We start from the raw sequence: 17082 nt of genomic DNA, 5'->3' as shown, positions 1-17082 counted from the left end.
GTGCCCATGAGTTGCCACGAGTTGCCCGGCGGCCTTGTTCCGGCTGCACCGGCGGGCGAGAGTGGGCCCATGACGACCACTGTGCCGCGACCCTCCCCTGCGCCTGCAGACTCCGACGAGACCCCGGCCGAGGCCGCCCGGCGAGCGGTCCGGCTGGGCGGCACCGACGGCGTCCTCGCACCGGACGAGGTGGCACGTTTCATCGAGGACCAGCTCGCCGGGGTCGACCTCGACGGACGGAGCGTCTGCATCGTCGTGCCGGACGGCACCCGCACCTGTCCCCTACCGCTGCTCGTGGGCGCGGTGCACGCGGCGTTGTCCGGACGGGTGTCCCGGATGACGACCCTCATCGCGCTCGGCACGCACCAGCCGATGTCGGAGGCCGCCCTCGCTTCTCACCTGGGCTACGAGGCCGGCCGGCTGGAGGAGACCTATCCGGGCATGACGGTGCTCAACCACGAGTGGTGGGAACCGACGACGTTCGCCGACCTCGGCACCATCCCGGCCTCCCGTCTCTCGGAGCTGTCCGAAGGGCGGCTGGCGATGGACGTGCCCGTCCTGCTCAACCGGGCGGTCGTCGAGCACGACGTGGCGCTCGTCGTGGGGCCCGTCCTGCCTCATGAGGTCGTCGGTATCTCCGGAGGCAACAAGTACTTCTTCCCCGGCGTCGCGGGACAGGACATCATCGACGTCTCGCACTGGATCGGGGCGCTCATCACGTCGGCCGAGATCATCGGCACGACGGAGATCACACCGGTGCGCGCGCTCATCAACGAGGGCGCGTCCCTGGTGCCCGCCGAGAAGCTCGCGCTGTGCGTCGTGGGCGAGTCGGGGTCGCTCGACCTGCACTCGATCTCGTTCGGCGACACGATCTCGTCGTGGGCCAACGCCGCGGAGGTGTGCGCCGCCACGCACGTCACCTACCTCGACGAGCCGGTCCATCGCGTCATCTCGATCATCCCCGAGATGTACGAGGACATCTGGACCGGCGCCAAGGGGTTCTACAAGCTCGAGCCCGCTGTGGCCGACGGCGGCGAGGTCATCATCTACGCGCCACACATCACGGAGATCTCCACGAGCCACCCGGAGATCAACGAGATCGGCTACCACTGCCGCGACTACTTCGTGAAGCAGTGGGACCGGTTCAAGCACATCCACTGGGGCACGCTCGCCCACTCGACGCACCTGCGCGGCGCCGGCACCTACGACGCCGAGACGGGCGAGGAGCGGCTGCGCGTCCGGGTGACGCTGGCGACGCAGATCCCCGAGGACGTATGCCGTGCCGCGAACCTCGGCTACGTCGACCCTGCCTCCATCGACGTCGTAGCGGAGGCGGAGGGCGGCGCGTTCGTCGTGCCCAACGCCGGCGAGGTCCTCTTCCGGCTGCGCTGACCCGTCGAACGGCGCACGACGAGACGCACCGGCATCACGAGCGGCTCGCGGCTCGGCACCGCGCCGCCCGCCATCGCCACGAGGTTCCTGACGCCGGTCGCGCCCATCGCGTGCAGCGGAGCCGCCACCGTCGTGAGCTCGGGCTCGGTGATCTCGGCGAGGAGAGTGTTGTCGAAGCCGACCACGCTGACGTCACCCGGCACGCTCAACCCGAGGCGGAGGAGTCCCTTGAGCACGCCGATCGCGATGACGTCGTTGTAGGCGATGACGGCGGTGGCTCGATGCGCGGCGATCTCGCTGGCACGTCTGAAGCCTGCCTGGACCGTGGGGGTGTTGCACGGCCCGATCCGTCGGACGCGGATGTCCAGCTCGTACGTCGCCTCCCGCAGCGCCTGCCACCGCGTGCCGTCGGTCCAGCTCGACTCGGGCCCGGCGACGTAGGTGATCGAGTCGTGCCCGAGCTCGGTCAGGTGCTCGACGGCCCGGCGCACGCCTCGAGCGTTGTCCACGAGGATGCTCGGCACCTCGGGGAGCCGGCGGTTGAGGACGATGACGGGCTTCTGCTTGGCCATCATCCGGATCGCCTGGTCGGACATCCGCGAGCTCGTGAGGAGCACCCCCTCGACGGCACGCAGCTCACGTTCGGTCCATTCCCGCTCGAGCTGCGCGTCCTCCTGGGTGTGCGACAGCAGCAGCGTGTAGCCGAGCTCGCCAGCGGCCTCGTGGGCTCCCCGGATGATGTCGCCGTAGAAGGGGTTGGTGATGTCGGTGACGACGAGGGCGAGCGTCCTCGTCCGGTTGGGGACGAGGCCCGGGAGGGAGCCCGAGCGGTAGCCGAGTGCCTGGGCGGCGGAGAAGATCCGCGCGGCCGTCTCGGCGTTGACCCTTCCCGGGCGCGCGAACGCCCGTGACACCGTCGACGCAGCCACCCCGGCGGCCTCAGCCACGTCGTAGATGGTCGGGCGTCGGTCCATCCCGCCAATCTAGGAACCATGGCAACTCGTGGCAATCACTCGCCGTTGCCGGGACCGCGGTGACTCAATGGAGGGACGCCCCACCGATCACGAAAGGCCACACCCATGCTGCGCCCCCAGGACTCCTCCACCCGCGAGACCAAACGCCTCGACGGCATCTGGTCGTTCCAGCTCGACGGGGACTCCGCTGGGCGCGAGGCAGGGTGGTTCCGCGAAACACTGCCGGCGGCACGGGAGATGGCGGTTCCAGCGAGCTTCAACGACCTGACCGCGGACGCCGCCGTGCGGGACTACGTCGGCGACATCTGGTACCAGCGCACGGCCCGGGTCCCCCGTGGGTGGGCCGGCCAGCGCATCGTGCTCCACTTCGAGTCGGCGACGCACCGCGCCACGGTCTGGGTCGGCGACCATGAGGTCGTCAGCCACGAGGGCGGCTACACCCCGTTCGAGGCAGACATCACCGAGTACGTCACTCCCGGAGAACCGGTACGCATCACCGCACTGGTCAACAACACGCTGAGCTTCCAGTCGATCCCCCCGGGCGTCATCGAGGACGGGCCCGCGGGCCAGAAGCAGGTCTACTGGCACGACTTCTTCAACTTCGCCGGCATCCACCGCTCCGTCTGGCTCGCGGCGACGCCGCAGGCACGGGTCGAGGACATCACGGTCGTCACCGGCTTCGAGGGCGACACCGGGTCCGTCGAGTATGCCGTCCAGGCCGTCGACGCGGATGGCCTGGAGGTCGTTGTGGCCCTGCGGGACGCCGCCGGCCGTGAGGTCGCCGCGGGACGCGGCGCCGTCGGCACGCTCGCCGTCGCAGACGTCCACCTCTGGGCGCCGGGGCACGGCTACCTCTACGACCTCGAGGTGCAGCTCGTCGACGACTCCGACACCGTCCTGGACAGCTACCGACAGTCAGTCGGGGTCCGCACCGTCGAGGTCCGTGGCACCGACTTCCTCATCAACGGTGATCCCTTCTACTTCAAGGGATTCGGCATGCACGAGGACCACTCGACCATCGGCAAGGCGCACAGTCCCGCCCACGTGATCCAGGACTTCGAGCTCCTGGAATGGGTCGGCGCCAACTCCTTCCGCACGTCGCACTACCCCTACTCCGAGGACGTCCTCGACTACGCGGACCGCCACGGCATCGTCGTCATCGACGAGACGGCGGCCGTCGGTCTCAACATGGGCCTCGGCGGCGGCATCTTCGGCGGCCAGGGCTACACCACCTTCTCCCCCGACACGATCAACGACGCGAGCCGCGAGGTCCACGCGCAGGCCATCCGCGAGCTCATCGCCCGCGACAGGAACCACCCGAGTGTCGTGCTGTGGTCGATCGCCAACGAGCCCGAGTCCGACACCGAGGGGGCCGAGGACTACTTCCGTCCCCTCTTCGACCTCGCCCGTGCGGCAGACCCGACGCGCCCCGTCGGATTCGTCAACGTCATGCTCGCGCCTCACGGGACCTGCCGCGTCTCGCAGTTCGCCGACGTGATCATGCTGAACCGCTACTACGGCTGGTACGTCAACACCGGCGACCTCGCCGGCGCCGAGGTCGCGTGGACGGAAGAGCTCTCCGGCTGGGCCTCGGAGGGCAAGCCGATCATCATCACCGAGTACGGCGCCGACACGCTCGCCGGCAACCACTCGCTCACCCCTGCACCGTGGAGCGAGGAGTACCAGGTCGACTACCTGGACATGAACCACCGCGTGTTCGACGCCTGCGACGCCGTCGTCGGCGAGCAGGTGTGGAACTTCGCCGACTTCGCCACGACGTCCGGGATCATGCGGGTCGACGGCAACAAGAAGGGCGTCTTCACCCGCGACCGCAAGCCCAAGGCGGCGGCCTTCGCGCTCCGGCGCCGCTGGCGCAAGGACGCCTGACCGACCAGCCACGCCACCCGGCATACGCCCGGGTTGCCCTCTCCCACAAGGAAGTCATCGTGAGTAGCCTCGCCAACATCGGAGTCACCGGGCTTGCTGTCATGGGTAGCAACCTCGCCCGCAACCTCGCCCGCCACGGCCACACCGTCGCGGTGCACAACCGCAGCGTCGCCAGGACCCGGGCGCTCGTGGAGCAGCACGGGTCCGAGGGCGTGTTCGTGCCGTCGGAGTCGACCGCGGAGTTCGTCGCCTCCCTCGAGCGGCCGAGGCGGATCATCGTCATGGTCAAGGCGGGCGACCCGACCGACGCGGTCATCGACGAGCTCGTGCCCCTCCTCGAGGAGGGTGACATCGTCGTCGACGGTGGCAACGCCCACTTCGCCGACACGCGGCGGCGAGAGTCGTGGCTGCGTGAGCACGGACTCCACTTCGTCGGCACCGGCATCTCCGGCGGAGAGGTCGGGGCGCTCGAAGGTCCCTCGATCATGCCGGGCGGCTCGAGGGAGTCGTACGCCGCCCTCGGCCCGATCCTCGAGTCGATCGCCGCGAAGGTCGACGGCGAGGCCTGCTGCGCCTGGATGGGACCGGACGGCGCCGGCCACTTCGTCAAGATGGTCCACAACGGCATCGAGTACGCCGACATGCAGTTCATAGCCGAGGCCTACGACCTCCTCTCGGCCGCGGGGCTCTCCGCCGCCGAGGCTGCGGACGTCTTCCGTGAGTGGAACACCGGGGAGCTCGACTCGTTCCTCATCGAGATCACCGCCGAGGTCCTCGACCAGGTCGACACCGCGACGGCTCGCCCGCTCGTCGACGTCATCGTCGACGCCGCGGAGCAGAAGGGCACCGGCCGTTGGACCGTGCAGACGGCGCTCGAGCTGGGTGTGCCGGTGTCGACGATCGCCGAGTCGGTCTTCGCCCGGTCGGGATCCGGCGACACAGCCGTGCGCGATGCGGCCCGTGGTGTTCTCGTCGGACCGAACCGCACTGTCTCCGCTGGCGATCGGCAGGGCCTTGTCGACGACGTCCGTGATGCCCTGTGGTCCTCGAAGGTCGTCGCCTACGCGCAGGGGCTCGAACAGATCAGGAAGGCCAGCGAGGAGTACGGCTGGGACGTCGACATCGCGACCGTCGCCCGCATCTGGCGCGGCGGCTGCATCATCCGCGCGCGGCTGCTGGCCCAGATCAGCGACGAGTACGCGGCCGAGCGGCTGGCGACGCTGCTCGTGGCTCCGAGCATCGCCGAGGGCCTCGCCGGCCGGCAGGGCGCCTGGCGCCGGGTCGTCGCGCAGGGCGTGACCTCGGGCGTACCGGTGCCCGGGTTCTCGAGCGCCCTCGCCTACTACGACACCGTGCGAGCCGAGCGACTCCCGGCCGCCCTCGTCCAGGGGCTGCGCGACAACTTCGGCGCCCACACCTACGGCCGGACAGACCGCGCGGGCGCGTTCCACACGCTGTGGTCGGGCGACCGCACGGAGGTGTCCACGTCGTGATCGACCGATCGACGTGGATCAGCGAGACTGGGCCCATGGCGGCTCCGGAATCGCAGCAGCAGGGGCGGGGTCAGCGCAACGGCGCGCTGCCCCCGCACCTTGCCGTCCTGGCCGAGCGGGTCGCCCAGCACCTCGTCGCCGGTATGCCGGGTGGCGAGGGCCGCCTCGGCGTGGCCTTCTCGGGCGGTGTCGACTCGGGCCTGCTGCTGGCGCTGGCGGTGCGTGCCCTCGGGCCCGGCCGGGTCGTCGGGGTCATCGGGGTGTCCCCCAGCCTGGCTGCCGACGAGCGACGCGGCGCCCACGACGTGGCGGCCCACATCGGCGCGCCCGTGGTCGAGGTCGCGACCCACGAGGGAGACAACCCGGCCTATCGCGCCAACGGGCCCGACCGCTGCTTCCACTGCAAGGACGAGCTGTTCACCCGCATCTCCGACGAGGTGGTGAGGAGCCAGTGCCTCGCGGCCGTCGCCTACGGCGAGAACGCCGACGACGCGAGACGTCCCGACCGGCCGGGATCACGGGCGGCGACCGAGCACGGAGTGCTGCGGCCGCTGGCCGCCGCCGGCCTGACGAAGGAGGACGTGCGCGAGCTGGCCCGCGCTCTCGGCCTCCCGAACGCCGACAAGCCGGCCGCGCCCTGCCTCGCGTCGCGCATCCCCCACTTCTCGGTCGTCGACCCTGCCAAGCTCGCCCAGATCGAGCAGCTCGAACGGGCCCTGCGCGGGCTGGGGTTCGCGGACTGCCGTGTACGTCACCACGACCAGGTGGCGCGGGTCGAGCTGTCCGAGCCGGATCTGCAGCGGGCGATGGCAGCCCCGGTGCGCGGGGCGTTGCGGCAGGCCGGCGTCGACGCGGGCTTCACGTTCGTCGCGGTGGACGTGGCCGGCATACAGTCGGGCGCCTTCACGCTTCCCCTCGTCGAGGTGACCGGTGCCTGACAGCGCCACACGCGGAGGGCATCCTGCGCCGAACGTCGGGGACGTGCTCGAGGTCGCGGAGCTGGACCTGGGCCGTGCAGAGCGCCGGGGCTACCCCGAGGCGATCTACTGCGAGGGCAAGACCCCGGAGCAGGTGCGAGCCATCGCCGAGCGCCTGCGCGAGGCGGCCGATGACGGCACGACGACCGGGGTCGTGCTCTTCACCCGTGCGGCACCCGAGCATGCCCGCGCGGTGCTCGACGTCCTGCCGGACGCCGCGCACGACGAGGCCTCCCGGCTCCTCGCCTGGCCGCCCGAGCCACCACTCCCGACCGGCACGCTCGTGGCGGTGTTCTGCGCCGGCACAAGCGATCTGCCTGTCGCCCGTGAGGCCATGCTCACGGCCCGCTACCTCGGCCGCGAGACCGAGCTCGTCGTCGATGTCGGGGTGGCGGGGCTGCATCGCGTGCTGGCTCGGCGGGGCCTTATCGAGCGAGCCGGCGTCATCGTGGTCGTCGCGGGGATGGACGGGGCTCTGGCCAGTGTCATCGCCGGGCTGGCCCGTGCTCCGGTCGTCGCGGTCCCGACCTCCGTCGGCTACGGCGCAGCGTTCGAGGGGCTCGCACCCCTCCTCTCGATGCTCAACGCGTGCGCGCCCGGGGTGGGTGTCGTCAACATCGACAACGGCTACGGCGCCGGTCACCTCGCCGCCCAGATCGCGGCCCGCTGACCTCTGACGTCACGGTTGCTGTCAGGCGTGGTCGTCCAGCGCAGCGGGCACGTCTGCGCCGGGCGTCAGGTGCGCGGCGGCGGCCGCGGCCACCGCCGCCTCGAGCACGTCACGCACGGGTCGGGACAGCGCCAGCGCTGCCGCCTCCACGTCGCGGAACTCCGGGGTGGCGTGCACGATGCGGCCCTCCCGGTGGGCGACCTTGACGCCGATCCGGTGGCCATCGAGCAGCACAGCGTGCCAGCCGCGCGCGAGCGCCCAGCGGGTCACGGACGTCTCGCGGACGCCGATGGTGCTCGTCGACCTGAACACGAGGTCGAGCAGCTGCGTTGCCTGCTGCGGATCGGCGAGCACCGACAGCAGCTGGGCCGGACGGCCCCGCTTCATCACCATCGGCGTGAGCCAGGCGTCGGCCGCGCCCGCAGCGAGGAGGTCATCGACGACCGACGGCCACACTCGGGGGTCGAGATCGTCGACGTTCGCCTCCAGCACGACCATGTCGCGGCGCTCAAGCGAGCCGTCGCCCGGGGCAGCCATGCCTGTCTCGGTCGCCACTGCCTCCGTATCGCCGACCACGAGACGCACGACGTTGGGACGGCCAGAGATGTCCTTGCTGCCCGCGCCCACCCCCGTCGTGTGCACCCGCAGCGCAGGGAGTGGCTCCTGCCTGGCGGCCAGGGCGGTCACCAGCGCCAGTCCGGTCGGGGTGGCGAGCTCACCGTCACCGCCCGAGGTGACCTGCCACCCACGACAGAGCTCCAGCACCGCGGGGACGGGGACCGGCATCGTGCCGTGCGCGGCACGAACTGCCCCAGATCCCAGAGAGATCCGCGAGGTGGAGATGTCGGTGAGATCCAGTTCGACCACACCAGCGCAGACCCCGACGACATCGGCGATGGAGTCCCACGCTCCCACCTCGTGGAAGTGCACGTCGTCGACACCGACCCCGTGGACCCGCGCCTCGGCCTGCGCCAGCGATCCGAACGCCGCCAGGACCAGGCTCCGGACGGGGTCGTCCAGCTCAGCCCCCGTCACCCGATCGCGGATCTCGGACCACCGTCGGTGCGGCTGGTCCTCGACGAGCAGCTCGACGTCGACCTTGAGCGCGCGCATCCCGGCACGCACCACCTCATGGGCGACGAGGCGCACCGTACCCGGGATCACGGCGTCGACCGCAGCCTGCATCCGCTCCAACGATCCGCCGGCGTCGACCAGCGCGGCCAGGAGCATGTCCCCCGCGACGCCGGCCGAGAGGTCGAACCACCCCGTCGAGTGTCTGCCGGCACGCGGATCCATGCGCCACACCGTACGCGGTCGTCGCCCTGCCGGCTCAGGACTGTGGGGAGGGCTGGACGCCTGTCGCGGCACGCGTGCGTGACGCACGGCTCTCAGCCGGAGCAGCCGAGGTGTGCGCGCGGATCCAGGGACGCGTACGCAACCCGGTTCCACCGTCAGCGCTCGGGATCCTCCAGCAGCTCCACGTCGACCTCATCGCCCGCGCCGCGGCCCGTCTGCTTCCGAGTCTCTGCGTTGAACGAGACCAGGTAGCGACCTCCCATGACTCCGATGGTCGTCCTGTAGGTGTAGACACCATCGATCGTGACGATGACCGGCACGCGCTTCCCGCGATTGAAGGCGAGCACCGTCGGCTCGGGCACGACGATGCCGACGTTGTTGCCGCCGGTGGGCTCGAGCACGGCGCGGAATCTCGTCATGCGACAACCATATTCTCCGGCGCGCTCACCGCCTCCGCACCGAGGCGGGGTGGTCTGTGTGTACGGTGTCGACACCCGTCGGCATCCGGGGTCCCCGGCGGGCCGTCCGTTGCCCCAAGTCCAGCAAGGCCAAGGAGCCCCAGCGATGAAGATGCTTCTCACTTCCGGAGGCGTCAGGAACACCAGCATCCGCGACGCGCTCGTCGGCATGTTGGGCAAGCCGATCTCCGAGTCTGCCGCGCTCTGCATCCCGACCGCGCAGTGGGGGCACCCCATGTGCGGGCCGCAATCGGTGCGCAGGTTCGTCGAAGGCGGGGACCCAGGAGACGCCATGACCTCGCTTCCGTGGAAGTCAGTGGGTGTCCTCGAGCTCACCGCCCTACCCACCATCGGCACGGAGCGATGGGTCGAATGGATCCGTGAGGCCGACGTCCTGCTCGTCGACGGCGGCGACGCCACGTACCTGTGTCACTGGCTGCGGCAGTCCGGCCTGGTCGACCACCTGTCCTCCCTGACCGACACGACCTGGGTCGGAGTGAGCGCCGGGAGCATGGTCATGGCACCCCGAATCGGTTCGGACTTCGTCAACTGGCCGGCGGCCAGTGACGACCGGACTCTGGGGCTCGTGGACTTTGCGATCTTCCCTCACCTGAACGCTTTCCCGACGAACACCCTTGTGGACGCTGAGCGGTGGGCCGCCGAGATCGCCGGTCCGGCCTATGCCATCGACGAGCAGACCGCCATCAAGGTCATCGGCGACTCTGTCGAGGTGGTGTCCGAAGGCGAGTGGCACACGTTCGGGATGTAGCTCACCGCGTGCGCGCTGTCTTCGGGGCAGCACCCACGCCGAGATCATCGCCCCAGGTCCAGGACAGCACCTCGGCAGGAGAGCCGCTCGCGGAGCAACATCTTTCGTCTGCCGCTGTCAGCGGGCGAACTGCCGATGAGCCGACCACGCGATCGGACTCACTCTTGGGGGACGTCTCCCGTTCGGGCCAGGCGCTCACGACTCAGATACCGAATCGGCTTGCCGAGCGACTCCGCGTAGGCAATCTCGCGTCGGGTTGACTCACCTACGTAGCCGCCCGGATCCACGATGTACACCTCGTCAGCCATGCGAATCTTCTGGAAGTGCACGCCGCCGAGCCGCCCCTTCAGGTTCGAGCTGTCGGCTGTCCAGTCGTAGCCCGGCAGATCGGGGAGGCTGAACATCCCGAGGCTGATCACGACGCAACCTTCCATCGTGAGCCGCTGGTTGACCTCCGCGAACTCAGCCTCGAACGTGGTCGATCCGCAGAGCGTGATGACCTTCGCCTCACCCTCGGCTGGCTGCGGCGTGTGCTGGTTCTCCATGAGGTTCATGATCGGTGAAGAGCCGGCCGAGTACATCGCCGACCCCCGGACGTCCGCTCATGGCACCGTTGAGGGACGCTCAACCATGGCGCGACGGCGCAGCAACGCCGGACGTGGCACACGACCGGAGATCCGGAGGACGAGCGAAGTGACCTACGCGTGGCCCTACATCGCAGCCACCGGCGCGCTCGCGCTGGTCATGACAGCTGCGGTGTGGCGCCCCCGCGCACGCCAGGTGGCGCTGCTGCTCACCGGCCCCGTCGTCACCGTCGCCGCACTGGTGGGGCCTGACTGGGGTGGCCTCGGGCTGCTGGGCGTCCTCGTCGTCCCGTTCGCCTACCTGCTGGTGCCGTCGGTCCTGCCGTGGGCCAAGCCATGGGCAGGGTGGGCAGTCCCGGCGGCCGTTCTGGTCGCCTGCGGCGTTCTCGCGGCACCGTCCCGGTTCACGGGGCCGATGTCGCTGTTCGCCCTGCCCTTCGTCCTTGCCCTCGTCGCGCTGGTCCGGGCGCTCTTCCGGCTTCACCGGCCCGCGGGACCCACGACGTCGGCCCCGGGTACCAGCCATGGCTCCCCGGCGGCGGGGCGAGCGGTCGTCGTGGTCGCCGCGATTCAAGGGGCTGTCGCGCTCCTGGCGGGAGGTGTCATCGCCGCGGTTCTGCTTGGCCCGAACGCGAACACCGGCAGCACGAACGGGCTCGCAGGGCTCGGGTCGGCCCTGGCGCTCTTGTTCGCGGGAATCGCCGTCGCCGTCGCAGCCGTGTACGTCGGCCTGGCCGTCGGGCTGCACCGCCGGTACCGCGACTTCCGTTACGTCTTCACGGCCGTACAGATCCTGGCCCTCGCGGTGTGCGTGTGGACCGGACGCGCGTTGTGGGTCTGGGCTCTCGCCGCGTGGGTCGCGGCCACCGTGGCCCTCGCCTACCTCGGCGACAGCGTGGACTCACCAGACCGAGTCGAGTCCGCACACGCGCGCTGACCGCGAACGCTCACCACCTCCACGATCCGGCCGCCGGCGATGTCTGCTCGCGCCGGGCATCACCACTAGACGACCGTGCTCAACAGCATGACGAGGAGGAAGCCGAAGACCGAGATGACGGTCTCCATCACCGACCAGGACTTGATGGTCTCCCCCACCGTGAGGCGGAAGTACTCCTTGACGAGCCAGAACCCGGCGTCATTGACGTGGCTGAAGAACAGGGAGCCGCAGCCGATCGCGAGGACGAGCAAGGCCAGGTGGCTGGCGGTGAGCGTGGACGCGAGAGGCCCGACGATGCCTGCTGCGGTGATCGTGGCGACGGTCGCCGAGCCGGTGCCGAGCCGGATCAGCACGGCGACGAGCCAGCCGAGCAGCAGCACCGAGATGTTGACGCCGGTGGCCCAGTCCTTGATGACGTTGCCGACGCCGGCGTCGATGAGCGTCTGCTTGAAACCGCCGCCGGCAGCGACGATGAGGATGATGCCGGCGATGGGAGGCAGGCTGGCGCCGACCGATCCGCTGACCTCCTCCTTGTTCATGCCGGAGCGCAGGCCGAGCACGACGTAGCAGTAGAGGACTGCGATGAGCAGGGCGACCGTGGGGGTGCCGAAGAAGTCGATGACCTTGCGGGTGCTGTCCTCCTTGTCGGTGATCAGGAGCTTGGTGATGGCGTCGATGAGCATGAGCACCACCGGCAGGGTGATCCCGACGATGGCGGCGGCGAAGGACACCCGGCGTCGTCCGGGCGCCAGGGGTTCCTCGAGGTCTTCGACGGAGGCCACGGGCCCGGAGGACCTGCGTCCCGTCCGGGTGGCGTCCTCGTTGCCCGGCGCGCCGCGCATACCGGTGCGCTGGCTGTTGTCCGGCGCGCCCACACCGCCGCCTCCACTGCCGCTGCCGCTGCCGCTGCCGACCATCGCGGGAACGCGGGTCTCGGCGTCGACGTACTTGGGGACCCAGCGGTCGACGAACTTGGCGAGCACCGGTCCCGCCACGATGACGGTGGGGATCGCGATGATGATCCCGTACAGCAGGGTTCGTCCGAGGTCGGCGTTCAACAGGCCGATCGCGGTCAGCGGTCCCGGGTGCGGTGGCACCAGGCCGTGTAGGACCGACAGGCCTGCCAGGGCCGGGATTCCCAGCTTCATCAGGGACAGGCCGGTGCGTCGGGCCACGAGGACGATGACCGGGACCAGGAGCACGACGCCGACCTCGAAGAACAACGGGAGTCCGAGGATGGCCGCGATCGCCGCCATGGCCCACGGAAGTCCTCCGGCCCCGACGCGCCCGACCATGGTCGACACGATGCGGTTGGCGCCGCCAGAGTCCTCGAGGAGCTTGCCGATCATGGCGCCGAGGGCGATGAGGACGCCGACGGACCCAGCTGTGCTGCCGAACCCGGCGAGGAAGCTTGCCACGATGTCGCCCGGCGGCATCGTCGCCACGGCACCGAGGACGGCCGAGCCGAGCATCAGCGACAGGAACGGGTGGACCTTGGCGACGGTGATGAGCACCACGACGGCGAGGATGCCGAGGATGCACGCGGCGACGAGCTGGCCGTTGCCGGCATACGGCACCTTCGGGGGGTCCGCCGTGAAGATCGAGGGAACCATCAGCGTCGCGATGGTTGGATGCGAGATCATGGCTGGTTGTCCTTTCGCAGACCGAGCGCGGATAGTGCGCGATCGAGCACCTGGGCGGCGGTGCCCTCGTTCGTTACGGGGATACCCGGTTCGTCGTCGCCCAACGGTTCCAGCGTGGCTATCTGGCTCGGTAGGAGCGACGCGGGCATGTAGTGGCCCGGCCGGTGCTCCATGCGGTCGCGGATCACGTCGGCCGGGGCAGTGATGTGGAGGAACCGGACGTGGGGACGGTTACGACGAAGCAGATCGCGGTAGGCACGGCGCAGGGCCGAGCAGGTCACGACCGCTGACTCGCCCGCAGACTCCTTCGCGCTGATCCAGCTGCCGATCGACTCCAGCCACGGCCAACGGTCCTCGTCCGAGAGCGCCTCACCACTGCGCATCTTCGCGACGTTGGCCTCCGAGTGGAACGCGTCGCCTTCAGCGAACTCCCACCCCATGACGGTGGAGATGCCTTTGGCGACAGTCGTCTTCCCGCTCCCGGACACACCCATGACGATGACGACGTCGGAACTTCCAGTCGGCCGCCCGGCTGCTACCCCTTGATCGACCATGCTTTGGAACTTAGCCCTTTTTCGCCCAAATGACGCCTACGGAGTCGGCTGGATCTGGGGCAGCGCGACGCCCGGCCCACGTCCGGTCCTCTACGCGTGTCCGTGGCAACCAGCCAGCATGAATAGCGCGCACTCATGCCGTGCGGACTGGGTGCCCGTGCCGGTGAGCGTGCGGTGCTGGTTCGAGATGTTCTCGAAGGCTCACTTCCGCATCAGCTTGTCCAGGTCGCGCAGGCAGAAGCGGTGGTGTTCCCATTCCTCGTTGAACACGGTGACGAGACACTGCTGCACGGACCGGCCTTTGGCATACGGCGGCCACCTGTCGTCGTCCGGCACCGGGGCGGACTGTGAGAGTTGCTCGGGGGTGACTTCGGCCAGCCACGCCTCGATCTCCGACGCCTGCCGGGCGCGCACGACGAGCACCTCGTCGAGACGTGGCCGTGCCGACCGGTCCAGGCCCAGTTCCTCCTGATGGGGCACGAACGGTGATGCCAGCCCCATCGCCGTGAACGGCTCGGTCAGCCCAAGCACGCAGCGCCGGAACCACGAGTCGTGCACGAAGACGAGGTGTCGCAGGGTCTCGACCATCGACCACTCGCCGTCGACACGCTGATGCTCGCTGCCCTCGGGCAGACACCGGACGCGCTCGATCGTCGTGACCCAGTCATCCCCCAACTGTCGCCACGCCCTTCGAAGGTCACCGGGCTGATCGGAGCGGATGAGCACCCGCACCGGGTGGCGGCGGTCGAGCTCTGCCTCGACGTAGGGCATCACCTCGACCCCGTTGACGGTGAGGTTGCTGACCAGACCGTCGATCTCGACGTTCTGCATGACGACACCAACCAACCGCGCCCCGCTCAGGTCGCATTCGCGGAACTCCGCCCCGGTCAGGTCCTCGTCGTCAAAGCGTCGCATGCTGACAGGCTAGGAGACACCGCACACACCCGACCGGATCTGCCGCGACGGGACGGGATGCCCGGTCATCAGCCGCAATCCGAGCGATCGCGCCTGATGGCGGATGCGGCATACGAGGCCGTCAGCCCAGGCTCCCCACTATCCATCATGTTGCGTGGCGTTGATGACCGCTCCGTTCGGGTCGCGGACGAAGAACCGTCGTAGCCCCCAGTCCTCGTCGGTGAGCGGGTAGGTGATTTCGGCACCCGCAGCAACGGCTCGCGCGTACACCTGGTCAACGTCATCGACCTCGATGGAGACAACCGGATGCTGATGCGCCTTGACATCCAAGGCCATCACGCTGAGCTGGACCTCGCGCTTGTCGGTGCCGAAGAAGAGGATCCAATCCAGTCCTCCCCTGTCATCGAGACCGATGACGTCCGTGTAGAACGTCCGACTCGAGTCGAAGTCGTTGGACAAGATGTTGGGCTTGATGCGCTTGACCACCATGGACCGACGGTAGGACGGCACCGTCGCCGCTGTCTGCATCCGAGGTCGGGCAACGAGGTGCAGCACGAACATCCGGAACTGTCGCGTCGAGCGCTTCACGTTCGGATGGTCCTGCCGCAGTGACGATGAAGAAGCTTGCGCATGAGAAGAAGCCATGGAGCCGATCCACCTGCGCCGCGTCTGCATCACGCTGAAGGGAGCCATGCGGGAGCCAGGGCGACCGTCAGCAGCGTCTCGAACGCCCATGGCTCTGCCGGGGCTTCTGGCCCAGGCTCGGCGTACCTGTTGATGGTGACGACGAGTCCATCAGAGCGGAAGGCCACGAGGATTCGAACCAGCTCGTACGGCTCCTCATTCTCATCGGATCGCACCTCCTCGAACCGGGCGACGATGCTGCCGTCGGGCGCGCGCGTGCACGTCGCCACGGCGGCAAACCCAGGGTCGTCACACGACGTCGGAAGACCTTCGCGGTGCCAGAGCGCGAACATGGTGCGTGACTCGGCCGTCTGCACGAGGACGTCCAAGACGTCTGCATCATCGCCGCCAGGCAGCGCTGTCGCTGCGTACCTCGCGTGCTCGTCGTCCACCTGGCTACGGAGTTCGGGAAGCAACCGGGCGATCACCTCGTCGACAACGCGAGCGACCTTGCCGTTCATGGGGTGATCTTGGCAGACACCCCCCACGAGGTCGTGGTGCCCGATGCCTCCGGAAGGACGAGCGCCTGAATGACTTCGCCGTGCAGGTCCGCGTCACTGCCGAGCTCGATGAAGTGGGCGACTAGAGGCCGAGGACGAAGATGGATCCATGATCCTTGCGTGCATTGAAGTCCGGGTGGACTGAGGCGTCGAAGCGGCTGCGGCCGCACTGGACGCAGATCCGTTCGCGCATCCCGGTCACGGTCGTGATCTCCCAGTGGTGCCGGCCGATCCTGCAGCTCATGTTCTTCCTCGTGTTCATGCCTTCAGAGTGCGAGGCGCGCGGGTGGGTGTCTGTGCGCTGGACGACAGAGACACCTGAAGCTCGGTGCGCGGCTGCTCGGAGCTGCGGACGATTGACCTTCCTGAATCTTGCCGAACTCGATCGCTTCAGTCGCTGTCAACCCTGCAGGCTGCCGCGGCGCAGGACAGTCCCGTCTGAGGCCGTCACGACGTAGGTGCCGCCCTGCAGTCCACCAGCTGACGGAGGTCCACTGACGACGATGGCGTAGCGGCCGTCGACGACCGGAAAGCTGGCCTTCTCGCCGGTGCTCAGCGTCACTTTCACCCGTGCGGCTCGTGTCGCCAGGCCGCCTTCGTCACGAAGCGTCGCCGCTCCGAAGAAGATGCTCCCTGCCTTCGTCCCGGGCGTTGCCGTGCGGCGGTGGCCGCCGCCCAGAGCGACGACATAGGCGGATGTTCCCGTCCATGGCAGTCCCGACTCGTAGATCCTCACCTCTTGAAGCGGGACGCCGTGCGGCTCCCACGCCTGCGGGGTGAGCTCGCACGCCGCATCCCAGCCGTTGCTGGACGAGAGCACGGCGGTGAGGACGCCGTTCGCTGCGAACGCGGTACGCACGCTCCATTCGGTCAGGTCGTACCCGGCGACCTGGCTGCACTGTGACGCGATGCCGGACCGGTCATCGACTGACGCGAAAGGGCCGCGCACCAGCCGCCCTGGCGTGGCATACGGGATCTTGCACAGCCCCTGGTGACCCTTCGCGTCAGTGGTCTGTACCCCCCGTCCTGCCACCAGCTCACGCGGGGGGTCGACAAGTGAGAACGACTGTCCCACACCGAAGTCCACGTCAGCCTGCCCTCGGCACCGCTCCACGGCTTCGGCTTTCGTCAGGATGTCCGGCACGTAGTTCGGAGAGGGGGTCGTCCCCGGAGCCGAGACCGGGGGACGCAGCGACGTATGCGTCGAGATCGCGGGCCGGGAGACGGAACCCGGCAGCGGTTCGGACCTGCGGGCCGCGTCACCGCTGAGAAGTCCGGGAGCGACGAGCACACCGGCCGCGGCCGCAGCGACTGCCAGAATGGCTCCTGACGGCGCGCGCCAGACGCGA

Annotated in this window: 18 protein-coding genes; 7 read left to right on the top strand and 11 right to left on the bottom strand. The window is 69.2% G+C overall.

The window, feature by feature from the left end; genetic code table 11:
- Window positions 1–69 precede the first annotated feature (69 nt).
- Window positions 70–1392, top strand: coding sequence for a lactate racemase domain-containing protein (locus tag ABD831_RS09530; protein ID WP_344944911.1), 1323 nt, complete (start codon window positions 70–72; stop codon window positions 1390–1392).
- On the opposite strand, the gene ABD831_RS09525 is transcribed toward ABD831_RS09530, so the two are convergent.
- On the bottom strand, window positions 1296–2366 hold the full coding sequence (locus ABD831_RS09525; protein ID WP_344944908.1) for a LacI family DNA-binding transcriptional regulator: 1071 nt from the start codon (window positions 2364–2366) through the stop codon (window positions 1296–1298). The two genes, ABD831_RS09530 and ABD831_RS09525, sit on opposite strands and share 97 nt — an antisense overlap.
- Before the next feature lie 105 nt (window positions 2367–2471).
- Between ABD831_RS09525 and uidA the strand changes: the two genes are divergently transcribed.
- The 4 genes from uidA (at window position 2472) to larB (ending at window position 7393) form a co-directional block, all read left to right on the top strand.
- Entirely contained in the window at window positions 2472–4253 is a 1782-nt protein-coding gene (gene uidA, locus ABD831_RS09520; RefSeq protein WP_344944905.1) for a beta-glucuronidase, read from the top strand.
- 101 nt (window positions 4254–4354) lie between these two features.
- Window positions 4355–5746 (top strand): NADP-dependent phosphogluconate dehydrogenase, encoded by a 1392-nt coding sequence (gndA, locus tag ABD831_RS09515; protein ID WP_425582810.1) that lies wholly within the window; start codon window positions 4355–4357, stop codon window positions 5744–5746.
- A 35-nt stretch (window positions 5747–5781) separates the two neighbouring features.
- Window positions 5782–6684 (top strand): ATP-dependent sacrificial sulfur transferase LarE, encoded by a 903-nt coding sequence (larE, locus tag ABD831_RS09510; protein ID WP_344944898.1) that lies wholly within the window; start codon window positions 5782–5784, stop codon window positions 6682–6684.
- Window positions 6685–6727: 43 nt separating this feature from the next.
- The gene (gene larB, locus ABD831_RS09505) at window positions 6728–7393 is read left to right on the top strand and encodes a nickel pincer cofactor biosynthesis protein LarB (protein WP_344944895.1); all 666 of its coding nucleotides are present in this window, start codon (window positions 6728–6730) and stop codon (window positions 7391–7393) included.
- A gap of 21 nt (window positions 7394–7414) precedes the next feature.
- Here larB and larC read toward each other — a convergent pair whose 3' ends face one another.
- Together larC and ABD831_RS09495 are read right to left on the bottom strand one after the other, a co-directional pair.
- A complete protein-coding gene (gene larC, locus ABD831_RS09500) occupies window positions 7415–8689 on the bottom strand; it encodes a nickel pincer cofactor biosynthesis protein LarC (protein WP_344944892.1) in 1275 nt (424 codons plus the stop codon).
- Window positions 8690–8844: 155 nt separating this feature from the next.
- Entirely contained in the window at window positions 8845–9108 is a 264-nt protein-coding gene (locus tag ABD831_RS09495) for a DUF1905 domain-containing protein (protein WP_344944889.1), read from the bottom strand.
- A 145-nt stretch (window positions 9109–9253) separates the two neighbouring features.
- Between ABD831_RS09495 and ABD831_RS09490 the strand changes: the two genes are divergently transcribed.
- Window positions 9254–9916: a Type 1 glutamine amidotransferase-like domain-containing protein gene (locus tag ABD831_RS09490; protein WP_344945403.1), complete on the top strand. Its 663-nt coding sequence runs from the start codon at window positions 9254–9256 to the stop codon at window positions 9914–9916.
- 158 nt (window positions 9917–10074) lie between these two features.
- Here the strand turns inward: ABD831_RS09490 and ABD831_RS09485 are convergent, their stop codons facing one another.
- Entirely contained in the window at window positions 10075–10461 is a 387-nt protein-coding gene (locus tag ABD831_RS09485; protein ID WP_344944886.1) for a hypothetical protein, read from the bottom strand.
- Window positions 10462–10609: 148 nt separating this feature from the next.
- Between ABD831_RS09485 and ABD831_RS09480 the strand changes: the two genes are divergently transcribed.
- The gene (locus ABD831_RS09480; protein WP_344944883.1) at window positions 10610–11437 is read left to right on the top strand and encodes a hypothetical protein; all 828 of its coding nucleotides are present in this window, start codon (window positions 10610–10612) and stop codon (window positions 11435–11437) included.
- 65 nt (window positions 11438–11502) lie between these two features.
- On the opposite strand, the gene ABD831_RS09475 is transcribed toward ABD831_RS09480, so the two are convergent.
- The 7 genes from ABD831_RS09475 to ABD831_RS09445 all read right to left on the bottom strand — a co-directional run bounded on the left by ABD831_RS09475 (window position 11503) and on the right by ABD831_RS09445 (window position 16877).
- Window positions 11503–13080 (bottom strand): GntP family permease, encoded by a 1578-nt coding sequence (locus ABD831_RS09475; RefSeq protein ID WP_425582800.1) that lies wholly within the window; start codon window positions 13078–13080, stop codon window positions 11503–11505.
- Window positions 13077–13634, bottom strand: a complete 558-nt coding sequence (locus tag ABD831_RS09470; protein WP_344944881.1) for a gluconokinase — start codon at window positions 13632–13634, stop codon at window positions 13077–13079. The genes ABD831_RS09475 and ABD831_RS09470 overlap by 4 nt, the downstream gene beginning before the upstream one ends.
- A gap of 201 nt (window positions 13635–13835) precedes the next feature.
- Window positions 13836–14549 carry a DinB family protein gene (locus ABD831_RS09465; protein ID WP_344944878.1) on the bottom strand — a complete coding sequence of 238 codons (714 nt, stop codon included), beginning with the start codon at window positions 14547–14549 and terminating at the stop codon, window positions 13836–13838.
- 138 nt (window positions 14550–14687) lie between these two features.
- Window positions 14688–15242, bottom strand: coding sequence for a VOC family protein (locus tag ABD831_RS09460; RefSeq protein ID WP_344944875.1), 555 nt, complete (start codon window positions 15240–15242; stop codon window positions 14688–14690).
- The gene (locus ABD831_RS09455) at window positions 15224–15694 is read right to left on the bottom strand and encodes a hypothetical protein (protein WP_344944873.1); all 471 of its coding nucleotides are present in this window, start codon (window positions 15692–15694) and stop codon (window positions 15224–15226) included. The genes ABD831_RS09460 and ABD831_RS09455 overlap by 19 nt, the downstream gene beginning before the upstream one ends.
- A gap of 121 nt (window positions 15695–15815) precedes the next feature.
- A complete protein-coding gene (locus ABD831_RS09450) occupies window positions 15816–15995 on the bottom strand; it encodes a hypothetical protein (RefSeq protein WP_344944870.1) in 180 nt (59 codons plus the stop codon).
- Window positions 15996–16133: 138 nt separating this feature from the next.
- Window positions 16134–16877, bottom strand: coding sequence for a hypothetical protein (locus tag ABD831_RS09445; RefSeq protein WP_344944867.1), 744 nt, complete (start codon window positions 16875–16877; stop codon window positions 16134–16136).
- Window positions 16878–17082: the final 205 nt, after the last annotated feature.

Origin of the sequence: Terrabacter ginsenosidimutans, from assembly GCF_039539425.1 — a bacterium.
Lineage (GTDB): Bacteria > Actinomycetota > Actinomycetes > Actinomycetales > Dermatophilaceae > Terrabacter > Terrabacter ginsenosidimutans.
Note: the sequence above shows the minus strand (reverse complement) of the source record. Positions and strands in the feature narration are given on the sequence as shown.

Excerpts from the sequence above, each read along its gene's own strand:
- ABD831_RS09530 (WP_344944911.1), top strand. The coding sequence starts at position 70 with ATGACGACCACTGTGCCGCGACCCTCCCCTGCGCCTGCAGACTCCGAC.
- ABD831_RS09525 (WP_344944908.1), bottom strand. The coding sequence starts at position 2,366 with ATGGACCGACGCCCGACCATCTACGACGTGGCTGAGGCCGCCGGGGTG.
- uidA (WP_344944905.1), top strand. The coding sequence starts at position 2,472 with ATGCTGCGCCCCCAGGACTCCTCCACCCGCGAGACCAAACGCCTCGAC.
- gndA (WP_425582810.1), top strand. The coding sequence starts at position 4,355 with ATGGGTAGCAACCTCGCCCGCAACCTCGCCCGCCACGGCCACACCGTC.
- larE (WP_344944898.1), top strand. The coding sequence starts at position 5,782 with ATGGCGGCTCCGGAATCGCAGCAGCAGGGGCGGGGTCAGCGCAACGGC.
- larC (WP_344944892.1), bottom strand. The coding sequence starts at position 8,689 with ATGGATCCGCGTGCCGGCAGACACTCGACGGGGTGGTTCGACCTCTCG.
- ABD831_RS09495 (WP_344944889.1), bottom strand. The coding sequence starts at position 9,108 with ATGACGAGATTCCGCGCCGTGCTCGAGCCCACCGGCGGCAACAACGTC.
- ABD831_RS09490 (WP_344945403.1), top strand. The coding sequence starts at position 9,254 with ATGAAGATGCTTCTCACTTCCGGAGGCGTCAGGAACACCAGCATCCGC.
- ABD831_RS09485 (WP_344944886.1), bottom strand. The coding sequence starts at position 10,461 with ATGGAGAACCAGCACACGCCGCAGCCAGCCGAGGGTGAGGCGAAGGTC.
- ABD831_RS09475 (WP_425582800.1), bottom strand. The coding sequence starts at position 13,080 with ATGATCTCGCATCCAACCATCGCGACGCTGATGGTTCCCTCGATCTTC.
- ABD831_RS09470 (WP_344944881.1), bottom strand. The coding sequence starts at position 13,634 with ATGGTCGATCAAGGGGTAGCAGCCGGGCGGCCGACTGGAAGTTCCGAC.
- ABD831_RS09465 (WP_344944878.1), bottom strand. The coding sequence starts at position 14,549 with ATGCGACGCTTTGACGACGAGGACCTGACCGGGGCGGAGTTCCGCGAA.
- ABD831_RS09460 (WP_344944875.1), bottom strand. The coding sequence starts at position 15,242 with ATGGCTCCCTTCAGCGTGATGCAGACGCGGCGCAGGTGGATCGGCTCC.
- ABD831_RS09455 (WP_344944873.1), bottom strand. The coding sequence starts at position 15,694 with ATGAACGGCAAGGTCGCTCGCGTTGTCGACGAGGTGATCGCCCGGTTG.
- ABD831_RS09450 (WP_344944870.1), bottom strand. The coding sequence starts at position 15,995 with ATGAACACGAGGAAGAACATGAGCTGCAGGATCGGCCGGCACCACTGG.